The 16004-nt window shown below is 52.3% G+C and carries 16 protein-coding genes; 10 read left to right on the top strand and 6 right to left on the bottom strand.

All coding sequences use genetic code 11. The features are described 5' to 3' along the window. Positions 1 to 259 precede the first annotated feature (259 nt). From gpmI to O4H49_RS16915, 5 genes are read left to right on the top strand one after another with little or no spacing between them, the layout of a single operon-like run. A complete protein-coding gene (gene gpmI / locus O4H49_RS16935) occupies positions 260 to 1807 on the top strand; it encodes a 2,3-bisphosphoglycerate-independent phosphoglycerate mutase (RefSeq protein WP_269424623.1) in 1548 nt (515 codons plus the stop codon). A 9-nt stretch (positions 1808 to 1816) separates the two neighbouring features. Next, the gene (locus O4H49_RS16930) at positions 1817 to 3205 is read left to right on the top strand and encodes a murein hydrolase activator EnvC family protein (protein ID WP_269424622.1); all 1389 of its coding nucleotides are present in this window, start codon (positions 1817 to 1819) and stop codon (positions 3203 to 3205) included. Beyond that, entirely contained in the window at positions 3205 to 4500 is a 1296-nt protein-coding gene (locus tag O4H49_RS16925; protein WP_419715235.1) for a S41 family peptidase, read from the top strand. Before O4H49_RS16930 ends, O4H49_RS16925 begins: the two co-directional genes overlap by 1 nt. A gap of 38 nt (positions 4501 to 4538) precedes the next feature. Then, positions 4539 to 5936 (top strand): divergent polysaccharide deacetylase family protein, encoded by a 1398-nt coding sequence (locus O4H49_RS16920; RefSeq protein ID WP_269424621.1) that lies wholly within the window; start codon positions 4539 to 4541, stop codon positions 5934 to 5936. Between the two features lie 4 nt (positions 5937 to 5940). Beyond that, entirely contained in the window at positions 5941 to 6432 is a 492-nt protein-coding gene (locus O4H49_RS16915; RefSeq protein WP_269424620.1) for an RNA pyrophosphohydrolase, read from the top strand. Positions 6433 to 6450: 18 nt separating this feature from the next. On the opposite strand, the gene O4H49_RS16910 is transcribed toward O4H49_RS16915, so the two are convergent. From O4H49_RS16910 to pxpB, 3 genes are read right to left on the bottom strand one after another with little or no spacing between them, the layout of a single operon-like run. After that, positions 6451 to 7227, bottom strand: coding sequence for a LamB/YcsF family protein (locus O4H49_RS16910; RefSeq protein ID WP_269424619.1), 777 nt, complete (start codon positions 7225 to 7227; stop codon positions 6451 to 6453). Next, positions 7214 to 8305, bottom strand: a complete 1092-nt coding sequence (locus O4H49_RS16905) for a biotin-dependent carboxyltransferase family protein (protein WP_269424618.1) — start codon at positions 8303 to 8305, stop codon at positions 7214 to 7216. Before O4H49_RS16905 ends, O4H49_RS16910 begins: the two co-directional genes overlap by 14 nt. Further along, positions 8306 to 9052: a 5-oxoprolinase subunit PxpB gene (gene pxpB / locus O4H49_RS16900; RefSeq protein ID WP_269424617.1), complete on the bottom strand. Its 747-nt coding sequence runs from the start codon at positions 9050 to 9052 to the stop codon at positions 8306 to 8308. A gap of 255 nt (positions 9053 to 9307) precedes the next feature. On the opposite strand from pxpB, the gene O4H49_RS16895 reads away from it, so the two are divergent. From O4H49_RS16895 to O4H49_RS16875, 5 genes are all read left to right on the top strand, one after another. Next, complete coding sequence (locus O4H49_RS16895) at positions 9308 to 10285, top strand: TRAP transporter substrate-binding protein (RefSeq protein WP_269424616.1); 978 nt, start codon at positions 9308 to 9310, stop codon at positions 10283 to 10285. A 129-nt stretch (positions 10286 to 10414) separates the two neighbouring features. Continuing rightward, positions 10415 to 10987, top strand: coding sequence for a TRAP transporter small permease (locus O4H49_RS16890; RefSeq protein ID WP_269424615.1), 573 nt, complete (start codon positions 10415 to 10417; stop codon positions 10985 to 10987). 14 nt (positions 10988 to 11001) lie between these two features. Then, positions 11002 to 12297: a TRAP transporter large permease gene (locus O4H49_RS16885; RefSeq protein ID WP_269424614.1), complete on the top strand. Its 1296-nt coding sequence runs from the start codon at positions 11002 to 11004 to the stop codon at positions 12295 to 12297. Between the two features lie 42 nt (positions 12298 to 12339). After that, positions 12340 to 12870, top strand: coding sequence for a winged helix DNA-binding protein (locus tag O4H49_RS16880; RefSeq protein WP_020593030.1), 531 nt, complete (start codon positions 12340 to 12342; stop codon positions 12868 to 12870). A 205-nt stretch (positions 12871 to 13075) separates the two neighbouring features. Then, on the top strand, positions 13076 to 14203 hold the full coding sequence (locus O4H49_RS16875; protein WP_269424613.1) for an aminotransferase class V-fold PLP-dependent enzyme: 1128 nt from the start codon (positions 13076 to 13078) through the stop codon (positions 14201 to 14203). A 129-nt stretch (positions 14204 to 14332) separates the two neighbouring features. Here O4H49_RS16875 and O4H49_RS16870 read toward each other — a convergent pair whose 3' ends face one another. The 3 genes from O4H49_RS16870 to O4H49_RS16860 form a co-directional block, all read right to left on the bottom strand. Continuing rightward, positions 14333 to 14662 carry a 5-carboxymethyl-2-hydroxymuconate Delta-isomerase gene (locus tag O4H49_RS16870; protein WP_269424612.1) on the bottom strand — a complete coding sequence of 110 codons (330 nt, stop codon included), beginning with the start codon at positions 14660 to 14662 and terminating at the stop codon, positions 14333 to 14335. Positions 14663 to 14717: 55 nt separating this feature from the next. Continuing rightward, the gene (locus tag O4H49_RS16865; RefSeq protein ID WP_269424611.1) at positions 14718 to 15356 is read right to left on the bottom strand and encodes a LysE family translocator; all 639 of its coding nucleotides are present in this window, start codon (positions 15354 to 15356) and stop codon (positions 14718 to 14720) included. 117 nt (positions 15357 to 15473) lie between these two features. Further along, positions 15474 to 15953, bottom strand: coding sequence for a GNAT family N-acetyltransferase (locus O4H49_RS16860; protein ID WP_269424610.1), 480 nt, complete (start codon positions 15951 to 15953; stop codon positions 15474 to 15476). Between the last annotated feature and the right edge of the window lie 51 nt (positions 15954 to 16004).

The following is a 16004-nucleotide window of genomic DNA, read 5'->3' as shown; positions in this document are numbered from 1 at the left end:
CCCATGAAACACCTCCTCCCGAAAGTGAATCATAGAATACCGCTTTTGGGAATCCCGAAACCGATTCAGATCAAAAGAAAAACGCTTTAAAACTTCCTGCTTCGTTGGCATATAGCAGTTGAAAAAACGCGTTTTATTCAAAACAAGACCGTGAACTTGCCTTAAAAGAGCGTTACATTGGGCAATCAGAAAACGAACAAAGTTTCTCCTTACTCTATACACCTGCCCCAGACGCCCAGAAGAAAGAACAATCAGTCATATGTCACTCTCAACAGCTCTCCCCAAACCAGTAGTCCTCTGCATTCTGGATGGCTGGGGCTTCCGCAAGGAAGACGATCATAATGCCATCAACCTTGCCAAAACTCCGCTGGTGGACAGATTGAGTAAAGAAGTTCCCCTGGGATACCTTGCGACCTGTGGCCGGGATGTCGGCTTGCCCGACGGGCAAATGGGGAATTCCGAAGTCGGGCACATGAATATTGGCGCTGGCCGGGTTGTGATGCAGGATCTGCCGCTCATTGATACCGCAATCGAAGACGGCAGCTTCGCCCGGATCCCTGCCCTGCTGGATACCATCCGCAAGCTGGAAGACACAGGTGGCACAGCCCATGTACTTGGCGTGATTTCAAATGGGGGCGTTCACGGTCATCAGGCACAAACTTCGGCCCTGGTGCGTATTCTTCAGGCGGCCGGTATTCCCGTTGTTGTCCATGCCATTCTGGATGGCAGAGATACAGCACCACAAAGCGCCATTGAGTTTATCAAAACATTCGAAAGCTCAACCCCCGGCGTCGTTATCGGCACCGTCCTGGGACGGTACTATGCCATGGATCGCGACAACCGCTGGGAACGCGTAGAAAAGGCTTACGATGCCATTACCCTGGGGCAGGGCGAACAGGCATCCTCGCCAGAAACCGCTATTTCCCGCAGTTATGAACAAAAGATCTGGGATGAATTTGTTCTGCCCTGTGCCATTGCCGACTATCAGGGAATGAACGACGGTGACGCACTGATCATGACCAACTTCCGCGCGGACCGGGCCCGGCAAATCCTTCATGCTTTCATTGACAAGGATTTTGCGGGCTTTACACGTCAAAAACATCCCGCCTGCAGCGCTTACCTCGGCATGGTTGCCTATTCCGATGAACTTGCCCCGAAAATGGGGGTTATGTTCCCGCCCAAAGACCTGACAAAAACACTGGGAGAGATCGTCTCCGCCGCCGGTTTGTCCCAGTTCCGTATTGCTGAAACAGAAAAATATCCACACGTCACCTACTTCTTCAATGGTGGTCAGGAGCAACCTTTACCGGGCGAACACCGTGTCATGGTGCCCTCCCCTAAGGTCGCAACATATGACCTGCAGCCAGAAATGTCCGCCCGGGAAGTTTGTGACAAACTCTGCCAGGCAATAACCAGCGGTACCTATCAGCTGTTAATCTGCAATTTTGCCAATTGTGATATGGTCGGTCACACAGGCAGTCTTGAGGCTGCGATCAAAGCCGCAGAAACCGTTGATAATTGCCTGCAGGAGATTCACAAGGCAGTTCTTTCCGTTGGGGGCCGGTTGCTGATCACAGCCGATCATGGCAACGCTGAAGAAATGCTCGACCCCGTCACAGGACAGCCACATACAGCCCATACACTTAATCCTGTACCCATTTTATTAGTAAATGGCCCTGATAATGTTACCAGGATCGAGAACGGACGGCTGGCCGATATTGCGCCGACTATTCTTGATCTCCTTCATCTTGATCAGCCTTCTGAAATGGATGGCAGGTCATTGATACATCGTAACGATACCGAGTAGAGGAACATCTTGGCGCGTTCTTTTCCCCCAGAGTTCAAGAAAGATGACGTCTCCCTATGGCGGTCGCTCTTTCTTGCCTGTGCGGGTTTTGTGCTGTTCAGCCTTTTGTTCCAGCCTTTACCAGCCCGGGCACAGGATGTCGGTCAGGAACTGAAAAAACTTGAGCAAAAAGCCGCTCAAGGAAAAAAAGAAGCGGAAAAACTCTCTCAGACAGCAAAAAAACTGGATCGGGAACTCTCCGGTTTGCAGGGACAACTCATTGCAGCCGCCAGCAAAATCCAGAATTATGAAAGCGACCTCACAGCGATAGAAGAGACTCTTTTTTCTCTGGTGGAGGAAGAAACACTAAAAAGCAAAAAGCTGCTCCAGGACAAGGAAAGACTGAGCAGCACACTCTCTGCTTTGCAAAGAATCGCTCTCCTGCCTCCAGAAGCCCTTGCCGCGGCACCCGGCTCTCCCGTCGATACCGTCCGCAGTGCCATGTTGCTCCAGGTTGCTGTCCCGGAAATCGAGAAACGGGTTCTGAGCTTGCGGCAGGATCTGAACGAACTGACAGATCTGAGGCAGCGAATCGAAGAAGAACGCACGGCCCTGCTGACATCCCGTGAGGATCTCAATCGGGAACGCGACGGTTTGAATATTCTGATCAAGCGAAAACAAACTGTACAAAGCCAAACACTATCTTCGCAAAAATCGGTTGATGGGCGCGTCAAACAGCTGGCCCAGCAGGCAAAAGATATGAAAGATCTCGTCGCCAGGCTGGAAGAAGACAAAGCCCGACTTGCCGCCCTGGCCCCTCGCCCTAAAGCAAGGCCGGCCCCACCACCTGTGATCGAGGAATCTGCTCCCCCGTCCCAGGCTTCGGCTCAAGGCACTGACCAGATACAAACAGAAAAACCTGCTGAAGCAACAGGGGATTCTGTCCCCACGCAACTAGCGGCAATCCCTGACCCAACACAAATCCGGGACTTTCCTTCTCGCCAGAAACGTGTACTTTTACCCCCGGCTCGCGGAAAGATGATTAGCCTTTACGGGCAAAAAAAAGGGACAAATATAACATTCGACAAGGGTGTGGTGATTGCGACACGCCCCGCTGCCCAGGTTATTGCGCCTTATGATGGCCGCATCGCCTATGCCGGAGATTTTCGGGGCTACGGGAGAATCTTGATCATTGAACACTCGGGACGATATCATACACTCTTGGCCGGAGTAGAAAGGATTGATGTGGCTGTTGGACAATGGGTTCTTGCTGGTGAACCTGTCGCCCGTATGGGAGACGGAACGAACGAGCAGGCAGAAATCTATTTCGAACTGCGCAGCAGCGGACAGCCAATTAATCCCTCGCCCTGGTTATTATCAGACTCAAACACTTCTAATCTCAACAAGGTGAACGGTTGATGCTCAGTTTCAGAAAAGTGCTTTTAACAACGGCTTTTGCCCTTGCACTCCCCAGCGTTTCCATGGCGGACGAAACCGTCGATCCACGCCGTGACACCTATAGGCAACTGGAACTGTTTGGTGACGTTTTTGACCGTATCAGAGCCAACTATGTCGAAGAAGTTTCTGATGAAGAGCTGATCGAGTCAGCGATTCAGGGAATGCTGTCCAGACTGGATCCTCACTCCAGCTACCTGACACCTGATTCATTTCAGGACATGCGGGTTCAGACTCGTGGAGAATTTGGTGGTCTTGGTATCGAGGTCACAATGGAAAACGGCTTTGTAAAGGTTGTCTCACCCATTGATGACACCCCTGCTGATCGCGCCGGAATTCAGGCAGGAGATTTCATCACCCACCTTGATGGCGACCCCGTGCTTGGATTAACCCTGCAGGAAGCCGTCGATAAAATGCGCGGCAAGGTCGGGAGTGATCTGAAAATCACCATCAGCAGAGAAGGCCAGGACCCCTTTGACGTAACCTTGCAACGCGATGTTATCAAAGTACGCTCGGTTCGCCACCGGGTGGAGAACAACGTCGGGTATGTCCGGGTTTCCTCTTTCAACGAGCAGACAACTCCCGGCCTTGAAAAAGCTGTTGAGGAAATCAAAAAAGAACTCGGTGACAAGATGATCGGCCTTGTGCTTGACCTGCGTCTCAATCCCGGTGGTCTTCTAACCGAAGCAATCTCTGTCTCCGACGCTTTCCTCAACCAGGGTGAAATTGTTTCAACGCGTGGACGCGACAATTCAAACGCCCAACGGTTCAATGCCCGCGATGGCGATCTGATCAACGGGAAACCTCTGGTGGTCCTGATCAACAGTGGTTCGGCTTCAGCTTCAGAAATTGTTGCCGGAGCCCTGCAGGACCATCGTCGTGCAATTATCATGGGAACCAAATCTTTTGGTAAAGGGTCAGTCCAGACGATCATGCCCCTGCTCGGAAATGGTGCCATGCGCCTGACCACCAGCCGATACTACACGCCATCTGGTCGCTCCATTCAGGCAGAGGGGATCGTCCCGGATATCATTGTTGAGCAGTCCAAGCTAGAAACACTTGAACCCCAGAGCCAACGCCGGGAAGCTGATTTGCGAGGCGCGCTTGAGAACAAGGGTGGCACCAACAGCACAGGTGAAGCTGATGGAAGTGAAGCAGGTGAAGAAGAAAAAGCACCACAGGACTATCAGTTGCTGCGCGCCCTTGACCTGATCAATGGTATTAATCTTTACAGCGTCAACGCCAACGCAAGTAACTAGCAGATCACCGGGCCTAATCATCAACGATTGAGATCGCTGTGAACTGGAACAAAATACTGTTAACGCTAAGCTGGGTGGCACTGATCTCTCTGATCAGTGCCACAGCAGGCTATATGGTTTACGGACCCCATGTCCCCCTGCCTTACGTTTATCAGCCGGAAACTGCAACGCACGAGACAACTCAAAAACCAGAGGACGAACACTCTGGCGAACCGGAAGAGCCGACACATGAATCGCTCCTCAAGCCGGAAGCCCCCCCCCCGGAACAAGTAAATACTGATCAACACCCCACCCTAATACCACCTGACAATGCTCGGGAAACTGCTTCAGCAGAAACTCCGGCAGGGGCCGCGGCCCCCAGCCCGGATAATACAGTAACATCTCCTGAAAAGACGGCCCCTGACGCTGCATCAGAACATAAAGAAGAAGCGGCGCCCGAAAATCATTCGGCAGCCACCGCCCCGGAAGTTTCCCCAGAAATTTCCCCAGCAACTTCACCCGAAACATCCCAGGAAACACTGTCACAAACCAATAATCCTGAGCCTGCTGTGACCGGGCCGACAGAGACAACTGAAACGGCTGCGCTCTCACCAGCTCAGCCTGTGACGTCTTCTCCCGTACAGGAAAGATCTCCTGACCTTCACCAGCCGAACTGGCAGCGGTACAGCCAGCAGCAGCCGGCAGACGACGGGCGCCCCCGTATTGCAATTGTTCTCACTGGACTAGGCCTGTCCAGAGCGGCAACTGATGCGGCCATTCGCCAGCTCCCCGGGGCCATAACCCTCTCCTTTACCCCTTATGCCAAGGATCTTGATAGCTGGATTGCCCTCGCGCATTCCCACAATCATGAGGTCCTGATTGATCTTCCCATGGAACCCCTGACCTATCCATCGGATGACCCGGGCCCCCAGGCCTTGTTAACGGGGCGGGAACCAGAAGGAAACCTGAGGTATCTGGCCTGGATTGCCAATCGGGGATCAGGATATGTCGGGATGAGTGTTTATATGGGGGAACGATTTGTTACTTCCGAACGCCAGATGAAACCTGTTATGGAATATTTCAAAGATCAGGGTCTCCTCTTTTTAGACAATGGTCGAAATGAAGCCAGTTTAGCCCCGCGGATCGGAAGGGAGATGGGCTCCCCTGTTCTGGTCAACAACCGCGCTATCGACGAAGCCCAACTCAGCCGCGTTGCAATTGACTCCCGGCTGGCTCAAGTCGAACAGATCGCCCTTAGAAACGGGTATGCCATAGCGACAGGCCGCCCCTTCCCGGTCACTCTTGAGCGAATGGCCAGCTGGATTCAGGGACTTGACCAACGGGGCTATCAACTGGTGCCCCTGACCGCCGTCATCCCCCAGCCAGATGACCCTGCTTCGGCAAAGATGACCTCACCCAAGAATAAAAACAAACAAGCACCAAAAACAGGAGGCTGAGATCATGGCTAAAGTTCTTAACAACGCTCAGATTGAAGCGCTTCCCTATCGCCCCTGCGTTGGTATCATGTTGCTGAATCAGGAAAACAGAGTTTTTGTTGCGCAACGCATAGACAATCCTGGCGAAGCCTGGCAAATGCCACAGGGCGGCATAGATGATGGCGAAGAGCCCCTTGTCGCCGCCTTGCGCGAACTGGAAGAAGAAACCGGAACAGCAAAGGCCGAACTGCTTGCAGAAAGCAGCAGCTGGCTTACCTATGATCTGCCCCATGACCTCGTCCCAAAGATCTGGAAAGGTCGGTATCGGGGGCAAAAACAGAAATGGTATGCCTTCCGCTTTAAAGGCGAGAATTCAGATATCAATATCGAAACCGATATTCCCGAGTTCTCAGACTGGAAGTGGGTCGAAATGTCAGAACTGCCACAGCTTATCGTTCCCTTCAAGCGTGAGCTCTATCGCAAGATCGTCGCCGAGTTTTCCTACCTGACAGCCTAAAGCCGCCGACAATTCTTCTCAAGCGAGTCCCATCACCTCCGGGAGTGGCGCCAGCCTGTAACCTGCCTGCTCCAATCGTTCTTTGACACGGTGAGCAATGGCGACGGCCTCGGCAGTATCCCCGTGCACACAGATGCTGTGGATCGGCGTCTCAATGCCCTTGCCTGACGGTGTGATGATCTTGCCCGCCTGTACAAAAGAAAGAATCTGTTCAGCACTCTGTTCGGGGTCATGAATCACAGCATGGGGCAGGGATCGCGAGGTCAGGTTACCCTGTTCGTCGTAGGTTCGATCGGCAAATATCTCGCCAGCTGTCGGCAATCCCAATTCAATACCCGCCTTGCACAGGCATGACCCGGCTGTTGCCAACAGTATCAGACCAGGATCCACACTTCGAACTGCCCGGGCAATCGCCCGCGACATCTCCATGTCTTCTGCTGCCATGTTATTCAACGCCCCATGCGGCTTGACATGGCTAACCCGGCTTCCCTGGCTGGCTGCAACCGCCATGAGCGCACCGATCTGGTAGACCATCATCGCTTCCAGTTCGTCGAGTGGCAGAACCATTTTACGACGGCCAAAACCCTGCAAGTCAGGAAAAGCCGGATGCGCACCGATACTCACCCCTTTTTCCTTTGCCAGGCGGGCTGTCGCGGTCATTACAAGAGGATCCCCTGCATGATAGCCACAGGCTACATTTGCCGAACCGATAACCTCCAGCATGGCCGCATCGTTGCCGATTCCGTATTGACCATAGCCTTCCCCCATATCGGCGTTGAGATTAATCAGTTTCATGGGAACCTTCCTCCAGATGTCCGGGGAAATGCCCGGAGTTTTTAGCATTGACAACCCCGGCAATCAGATTGCTCTGATAAAGCGCCTTGAGATCCAGAAAGCCTTCGCCGAAATGTTCTGCAACCGAGTTTTCGACCTGCTGAATAAGTTGCTCTCGCTCATCCAGCGCTGCCCGGGCTTCCTCTGGTGTCACAACCTTGAAGCGGATCGTATTTCCGGGCGTCACTTGCCCCAGATGATGCAGATCAGCCGTAATAACGGTGGCGATCTTCGGATAACCGCCAATCGTCTGACAATCAACAAAGAGAACGATCGGCTGTCCGTTCCCGGGGATCTGGATTGCTCCCGGTACCAGCCCGTCAGAAATAAGGTCACTGCCTTTTTCTGGCAGAGGAGCAAGAGCTGTTCCCTCCAGACGGATACCCATACGGTCAACATCACTGCTGATCTGGTACTCAGAAGCTTCAAATATACCAAGGGTTTCTACAGAAAAATAATCATCCTGCGGCCCCAGCAGAACACGCAAGGGCTCTTCTCCAAATCTTGGTGGATGTTTGACAATCTTTTCAATCATCTCTCTGGGGTGATCAAGCCGGGCTGTGAGGCAATCACCCTGCTGCAGGTTTTTTCCATTCACCCCACCCAGGCCAGCTCTGGCATAGGTAGAGCAACTGCCCAGAACCGGCTCAAGATCAAAGCCCCCTTCAAGAGCCAGGTAACCAGTTGCCCCCTTGGACAGGGGCATCACGGATAGTATATCTCCCTCATCAAGCCTGACCGTCTGCCAGGGAGAGATTTTCACAGCCTCATCATTTTCACTTAGGAACAAATCCGCTGTCGCATCCCCCGCCAGCGCCAGTCGGACCGATCCCCTCTCGATCAGAATCTTTGGTCCTAGAAAACGGAACTCAATTGCCGTTTCAAAAGCATCATTCCCCAGCAGATGATTGCCTATGCGCAAACTGACAGGGTCAGCCGCACCACTGCGCGGGACACCATAGGCCCCGAAACCCAGCCGCCCGCGATCCTGGAGAGAAGAAAATACCCCTGGGGAAAGAATTTTAAGAACGGCTCCCATTTATCCCTCCCCTCCCTCGGCAACAAAGGAATGCGGATCAAGTTTACCACTGGCCAGATCTTGCTGTAACAGCAGCAGATCGTGAGAACTTACCGGTTCAAACTTCACCTTCGCCCCGGTATCAAGAAGACTGGGCCGCGCCCAGAGCGGGTTAAACAGCGGGACAGGACAACGGGCAAGAAGATGCCAGCCTCCCGGGCTCTCCCATGGATAGATCGCAGTTTGTGCATTCGCAATTCCAACAGAACCTGCAGGCACCCTTACCCGCGGGCTGGTTCGCCTGGGGAACCTCAGCCGCTCATCAATCTCTGCCAGAAACGGAAAGCCGGGCAGGAAGCCAATCTGCAACAGCTCGTATTCCCGATCGCTATGAAGCGTAATAACTTCCCGGGCAGTCATCCCCGATCGCGCGGCAACGTCTTCCAGATCAGGTCCATAGTCTCCCTCGTAACAGGCGGGGAGTCGCCAGAGCTGTGAAGCCCCCTTCGTCAGAGACAGTTTTTGTTTTGCCAATGCAGCAACAGCCGTTTGAAGATGTTTAAAATCACCGACAAAGGGATCGATGCAAATGGTAAGTGCGCGGGAGGCCGAGATGATATCCACAATTCCTGAAAGCTGTCCGGCTTTGATTTTCTCCTGCACACGACTGCGCAAGGCAGCAACCTGCCGGGCCCCCGAGACCCCTTCAAGGCCAGGGAATTCAATCGTAAAGGCTGCATCGCCTACGGTCAGTATCCGGATATCCAACTCTTGCCCTCTCAATTTTTGCTTATGAATTATTGCGTCAGGCAGATTACAATAATAAATCGTTATTGTTTTATTGATTATTTGTCAACAAAATGTCACAGTAAATTAATGCGTATTTGTTGGCGTACATTTTGCGGTTGGTCATCACGCAGTTTTTGCTCGTTCTACTCATAAAAAATCCAATGCGGTTTGCGAGCCAATAATATGTTTCGGGCAAAGCCCCTAATCCAGAAAAACCTTTGGGAGGTTTATCAGATGAAAGTACTTCGTAACTTCACCGCGGGTGTCGCTGCCCTTGCTATGGGCGCAACCATGTCCGCTCAGGCCGATACCTGGGACATGCCGACGCCTTATCCGGACAAGACATTCCACACCGAGAACATCATTGAATTCGCAAAGGACGTCGAGACCGCAACCAATGGTGCGCTGACCATCAAGGTTCATTCCGCCGGATCGCTGTTCAAGCACCCTGAAATCAAGAATGCTGTCCGCAGCGGCCAGGTACCAGTCGGTGAGTTCTTCCTTTCCCTACTGTCCAACGAGCATGAAGCCTTTGGCGCAGACTCCCTGCCTTTTCTTGCCACCAACTATGACGATGCAGAAAGACTCTGGGCCGCACAGAAACCTGTGATCACCAAGCTGCTTGACAAACAGGGCCTGATGCCACTCTATTCTGTTCCCTGGCCACCACAGGGCCTCTATACCAACAAAGAGATCAACTCTGTTGCCGATCTCAAGGGGCTCAAGTTCCGCGCCTATAACGCCACACTGGAAAAATTCGCCCAGCTGACAGGCGCGGCTCCAACACAGGTCGAAGTACCGGACATTCCACAAGCCTACACCACAGGCCGTGTCGAAGCCATGATCACCTCCCCCTCTACTGGCGCCAACAGCAAGGCCTGGGATTTTGTTTCCCACTATACCCATATTCAGGCCTGGGTTCCGAAGAACATTGTTGTGATCAACAAAAGCGCCTGGCGCAAACTGGATGAAGCAACACAGGCCGCGGTTCTTGATGCCGCTCAAAAAGCCGAACAACGCGGCTGGGCCATGAGCAAGGCTGAAACCGATGCCCAGATCCAGGTCATGCAGGACAATGGCGTGACCATTGTCAATCCTCCGTCCGAACAGCTGGTTCAAGACCTGAAAGCTGTCGGCGCAGAAATGCTCAAAGACTGGAAGACAGCAGCTGGCAGTGAAGGCGAAGAAATTCTGTCTGCCTACGGCAACTGATCTTTTCTCATCGGGGTGATCCGGGAAACCTGATCACCCCGGTTTTACAAGTGCCTGATCACATCAGGTATAATGGTTTCCTGCGCGTGCCCAGAGGCCCGCAGAATCGTCAACAGAGGGCGTGTAACCATGCGACAGATCCTCAATAAGCTCTATCAGGCCAGTGGCTGGGCAGCCGCCTTTTTCCTTCTGGCAATTTGCATTACGGTTATAGCCCAGGTTCTGCTTAATCTGATTGACCGTCTCAGCACAGCCATTACCGGCGAAGCAATTGGTTTGACCATCCCTTCCTATGGCGATTTTACCGGTTTTTTTCTGGCCGCGTCTTCTTTTCTCGCCCTGGCCTATACCCTGCGCGACGGCAGCCATATCAGGGTTTCGCTCCTGCTACAGAACCTGCCCCAGAACTTGCGTCGGGTGATCGAGATCTGGTGTCTTGTTGTCGCTGCGACGATGGCTCTCTTCTGTACTTACTACACCGGGCTGCTCGTCCATGAAGCCTTTACCTATAACGATCTCTCTACGGGAATGATCGCCGTGCCGATCTGGCTCCCCATGACCCCCATGTTGGTGGGACTGGGCATTTTGGCCATAGCGCTGCTTGATGAACTGGTTACTGTCCTGCGCGGCGGTGAAGCCAGCTATGAAGGCAAGGGAGAGAACCTCCTGCAACAAGATCACGCCGATCTCCACGCGGAATAGGGAAGCACCGTCAAATGTCCGAGATTTATCTTACCGTTTTGTTGTTGCTGACCCTCTTTGTTTTGCTGGGGTCAGGTGTCTGGGTTGCTTTTTCACTCTTTGGTGTCGGCATCTTCGGCATGGCGCTCTTCACGGACGCCCCCGTTGGCAGCGTGCTTGCCACCACCGTCTGGGGCTCCAGCAATTCCTGGGCCCTCGCCGCATTACCTCTCTTTATCTGGATGGGCGAAATTCTGTTTCGCTCCCGCCTTTCCCAGGACATGTTCAGCGGGCTTTCTCCCTGGGTCGGAAAAATTCCGGGCAAACTTCTCCATGTGAATATTATCGGTTGTGGCATCTTTGCCGCCGTCTCCGGCTCTTCTGCCGCAACCGCCGCGACCATTGGCAAAATGTCCATTCCCGAGCTGTCAAAACGCGGTTACCCCGAAAGCCTGATGATCGGCACTCTGGCAGGATCAGCAACCCTTGGTCTGCTGATTCCCCCTTCCATCATTCTCATTGTTTACGGCGTGGCCACCGAACAGTCGATTGCCCGTCTTTTTATTGCCGGGGTCATTCCCGGCCTGTTGCTGGTCGCTCTCTTTATCGGTTTTGTCGTCGTCTGGGCCCTGTTCAACAAAGACAAGCTCCCTGATGTGATCGAACAACTGTCCTTTCGCGAGAAAATCCGTCGGACTCGCAGCCTGCTCCCGGTTATCTTTCTCATCTCCGGGGTGATCGGCTCAATCTATCTTGGTATTGCCTCGCCAACCGATGCTGCGGCTGTTGGTGTTGTCCTTGCCCTGCTTCTCTCCTGGTGTACTGGTGGCTTGACCCGAGAGAGCTTTATGGAAGGGCTCATGGGGGCAACCAAGACCTCCTGCATGATTGCCTTCATTCTCGCAGGTGCTGCCTTTCTGACTGTCGCCATGGGCTTCACGGGTATTCCAAAACTCCTGGCCCTCTGGATCGGCAGCCTGGAACTCAGCCCCTATGCCCTGCTCGCGGCACTTACCGTATTTTTTGTCGTTCTCGGCTGTTTCCTCGATGGCATCAGTGTTGTCGTTCTGACCACCTCTGTCATTATGCCCATGGTCGAACAGGCTGGAATTGATCCTCTCTGGTTCGGAATCTACATCGTGATTGTTGTCGAGATGTCCCAAATCACACCACCCGTCGGCTTTAACCTTTTTGTTTTGCAATCCCTTACCGGACGAAACATCCTGACTGTTGCCAAGGCGGCTCTGCCTTTTTTCGCCCTGCTGTTATTCGCCCTGGGTATAATTATTGCCGTCCCTGAGCTCGTAACCTATCTTCCAAACAACATGTAGGGAATTCCTGTCAAACGCTCCATAGCCATCAGAGGTCTAGCCATGTCCGATCCCGTAGTTCCGCCGCAAGCCCCGCGCCCGATTGTTTCTTCAGAACACCTGGCCAGTGAACAAGGCTGGCAGATGAGCGAATTGGAATACGGGATGATTATTGCTTTCAACGGCTTTTCCCGCTGGATGGTCCGCTGTATGAATGCAACCGGCCTGCATGATTTCAACCCGCTGGATGTGCTGGTCTTACACAATGTTAATCATCGCAAGCGGGAAAAACGCCTCAATGACATCTGCTTTGTGCTCAACATCGAGGACCCGCATACGGTCAATTACTCGCTCAAGAAACTGATCAAGGGAAAGCTGGTCAAAGGCTCCAAAAGGGGGAAGGAGATCTTTTATTCGACCACCGAAGAAGGTATCAAGGCCTGTGCCGAATACCGCAAGATCCGTGACCTCTGCCTGATTGATCCCGCAGTCGCCACGGAAACCAAATTTGACGAGATTGCCAGAACAGCGCAAATCCTGCGCAGTGTATCCGGCCTCTACGATCAGGCTTCGCGGGCTGCCGCTTCCTTCTGAACCGTATAACGTTCCTGAACTAAAGACGAATTTTGATCACAAGTCCTGCGCCCCGGAGGCACTGTTACTCTTCTCCTGGTTGATGTAACTGTACTATGGCAGGTATCTGCATGTTAAGAGATACCTTGTCTGTCAGGATGCTTTGCAAAAGCATGTTCAGAGCACCCTTGGCAGGAAGAACACAGAAATTTCAAGGGAGATAAGAATGAGTGGATTGTTACCAGATGTGGATCCGGACGGACTTCTCGAATTTTCCGTGGTCTATACTGACCGCTCGCTCAATCACATGTCCCGGTCTTTCCAGACGGTGATGACCGATATTTCCCGGACCATGAAAAAAGTTTACAATGCCCATTCTGTCTCGCTGGTTCCTGGCGGCGGCACCTATGCAATGGAAGCGGTTGCCCGACAGTTCGCCACAGGCAAGAAGTGTCTCGTGATCCGGAATGGCTGGTTCAGCTACCGCTGGACCCAGATCTTTGAAGCCGGGAATATTCCAGCTACCTCAAAAGTGCTTAAGGCCCGACAGATCAGTCAAGGCCCACAAGCAGCCTTTGCCCCTGTTCCCATTGCCGAGGCCATCAGCACCATTCTGAGCGAAAAACCTGATCTTGTTTTTGCCCCGCATGTTGAAACTTCATCTGGCATGATCTTGCCCGACAACTACATGCAGCAGATTGCCGAAGCTGTGCATTCCGTGGGCGGTATGTTTGTCCTCGATTGCATTGCCTCTGGTACCGTCTGGGTTGATATGGAAGCCATCGGCGTAGATGTTCTGATTAGCGCGCCACAGAAAGGCTGGAGCGCTTCTCCCGGTTGCGGCCTGGTCATGATGAACAGCAAAGCGACTGAGACCATCGAGAAGACAGCAAGTACAAGCTTTGCCTGTGATCTGAAAAAATGGATGCAGATCATGCAAGCCTATGAAAAAGGCGGTCATGCCTATCATGCGACCATGCCGACCGATGGCCTTGCAGCATTCCGCGACGTTATTCTGGAAACCGAGCAGTATGGTTTTGATAAGGTACGCGACGAACAGTTACTACTGGGGAAAAAAGTCCGGGAGCTTCTGGAAAAGCACCAGTTCAAAAGTGTTGCTGCTGAAGGATATCAGGCACCGGGTGTTGTGGTCAGCTACACAACAGATCCGGACATACAGAACGGCAAGAAATTTGCTGCTCAGGGCGTACAGATCGCTGCGGGTGTTCCTCTACAATGTGATGAACCTTCTGACTTTCAGACCTTCCGCTTTGGACTCTTTGGCCTGGACAAGCTCCACAATATTGACCGGACTGTTGAGCAGCTCGCACAGGTTCTCGGCCAGATCAAATAGGCATCATTTCAGAAAGTTCTGATATTACTTTGAGTGAAGATGAAAAATTCCAGCTCCCGGCTCATTACGTCATGGGCGTATAAACTGGAATTTTTCTCTTTGCCCGATTAAGCGACAAGAGAAGTACTTCTATTTAAAATAGGCTTCTGCCAGATCAACAACCTCTACATTCAACAGGGCCTTGCCCTTTAGCTGCGACTGTTTCACAGCCAACACTGCTTCACCCAGAGCTTTCTTTTGCGCAACAGTCCGTCCCGGCAGCAACTTGATTGTTGTCGTAACAAAGTTCTGTTCCGTCGCACCGGTTTTGAAATACGCCACTTCAATTGCGCGAGCCTTGATGCTGGAAACATCAAACAGCCCGGACTCTGCTGTGGCTGTAAAAACAATATCGACAAGATCTTCAACGGATATTTTGTTTTTAAGAGGGGCAGCATATTCAATAATGCAATGTGGCATTGGTCTGCTCTTTCATGTTTAAAAGATAGAGAAATTCTGTCCAGTCGATCAGATGTCAGGGCTTCATCATTGCCAGGCGAGCGCCAAATCCGATAAAGACCACGCCGGTAATTCCCTTAAGCCAGCGTTGAAAACTCTCATTGCGCGCGGCACCGCTTAATCGGGCAAGAAACACAATCATGCCGGTGAACCAGACCGCATTGATCAGGGCATGAAGACTGACCAGCAGAAGCGAATTGCCAATTGCAGCCTCTCCAGGCGTGATAAATTGCGGGAAGGCTGCCAGATAAAACATCGAAACTTTCGGATTGAGTACGTTGGTCAGAAAGCCCTCGAGAAGTGCAGTAACAAGGGTCCGCCTCCTCGTTGCAGGTTTAATCGCTGGAGCAACCAGAGAGCCTTTCTTTTGCAGGCTCTGCCGTAAAGCCTTAACACCAAGCCAGATAAGGTAAATCGCCCCGACAATTTTAACCAGGGTGAAGAGCTCGGCCGATTTGACAAGTAACACAGAGATTCCGAGAACAGACAGAAGTCCATGCAGATAAAAGGCCGCAACAAATCCCCCGATGTTTGCAAAACCCGCCCCCTTGCCAGACAGGGGGACTGTTTTTGCTATCAGCACCCCGTTCGGTCCTGGCGATATCACCAGAAGAGAAGCCACCAGAACAAAAGAAAGAATTTCCGTGATCCCCATATCTCACGCCTTTAAAAGATGATTTATCGTCTTGTTTAATGGCAGCATGGGCAGATCCAATTGAATGGGCAACTATAAATAAAGTCGGGTTTTATCCACACCCTGACAATCTTGCGATCAAGAACTCCAACTCATCGGGCAGTATCTGACCCCCGCCGTAGTCTGCCACTCTCCCAGTTCCTTGAACCCCTGCTTCAAATAGAACGCATGCCCCCTGGACGAGGCATTGACATAAAGCTCTTTCAGAGCGAGCCCTTCACAGAGCTTTTCAAACAGACGGGTAGCCAAATTCAGACCCTGCGCCTTTTCTGATACGAAAAACAGCAGGATCTGGTTTCCGGAAACCTCGACATAGCCTGCCAGCCTGTCGTCCTCTCCCTGCAACACCAGCCCTTTTGAGCCCGTTGACAGACGGTACAGGAGCTGCTCCGAACTCAGATAATCCTGAAAATCCTCCCAGCCTGCCTCATCAAAATCTTCAATGATGCTGCGCCGGGCTTCTTGCAATACCAGCTTGGACACTTCTTCCAGATCATCAATACCACAGGGACGAATCACCCAGCCGTCGTTCAGAAGAGTGATTTCCATAAAGGGCATATGCAGTCTCCGGCAGAAATGAACACCATAATCTGGCTAGATTAACAGCGC

Origin of the sequence: Kiloniella laminariae (assembly GCF_027214005.1) — a bacterium.
GTDB lineage: Bacteria > Pseudomonadota > Alphaproteobacteria > Kiloniellales > Kiloniellaceae > Kiloniella > Kiloniella laminariae_A.
The sequence above is the reverse complement of the archived record's forward strand: the minus strand, read 5'-3'. Positions and strand labels throughout refer to the sequence as shown.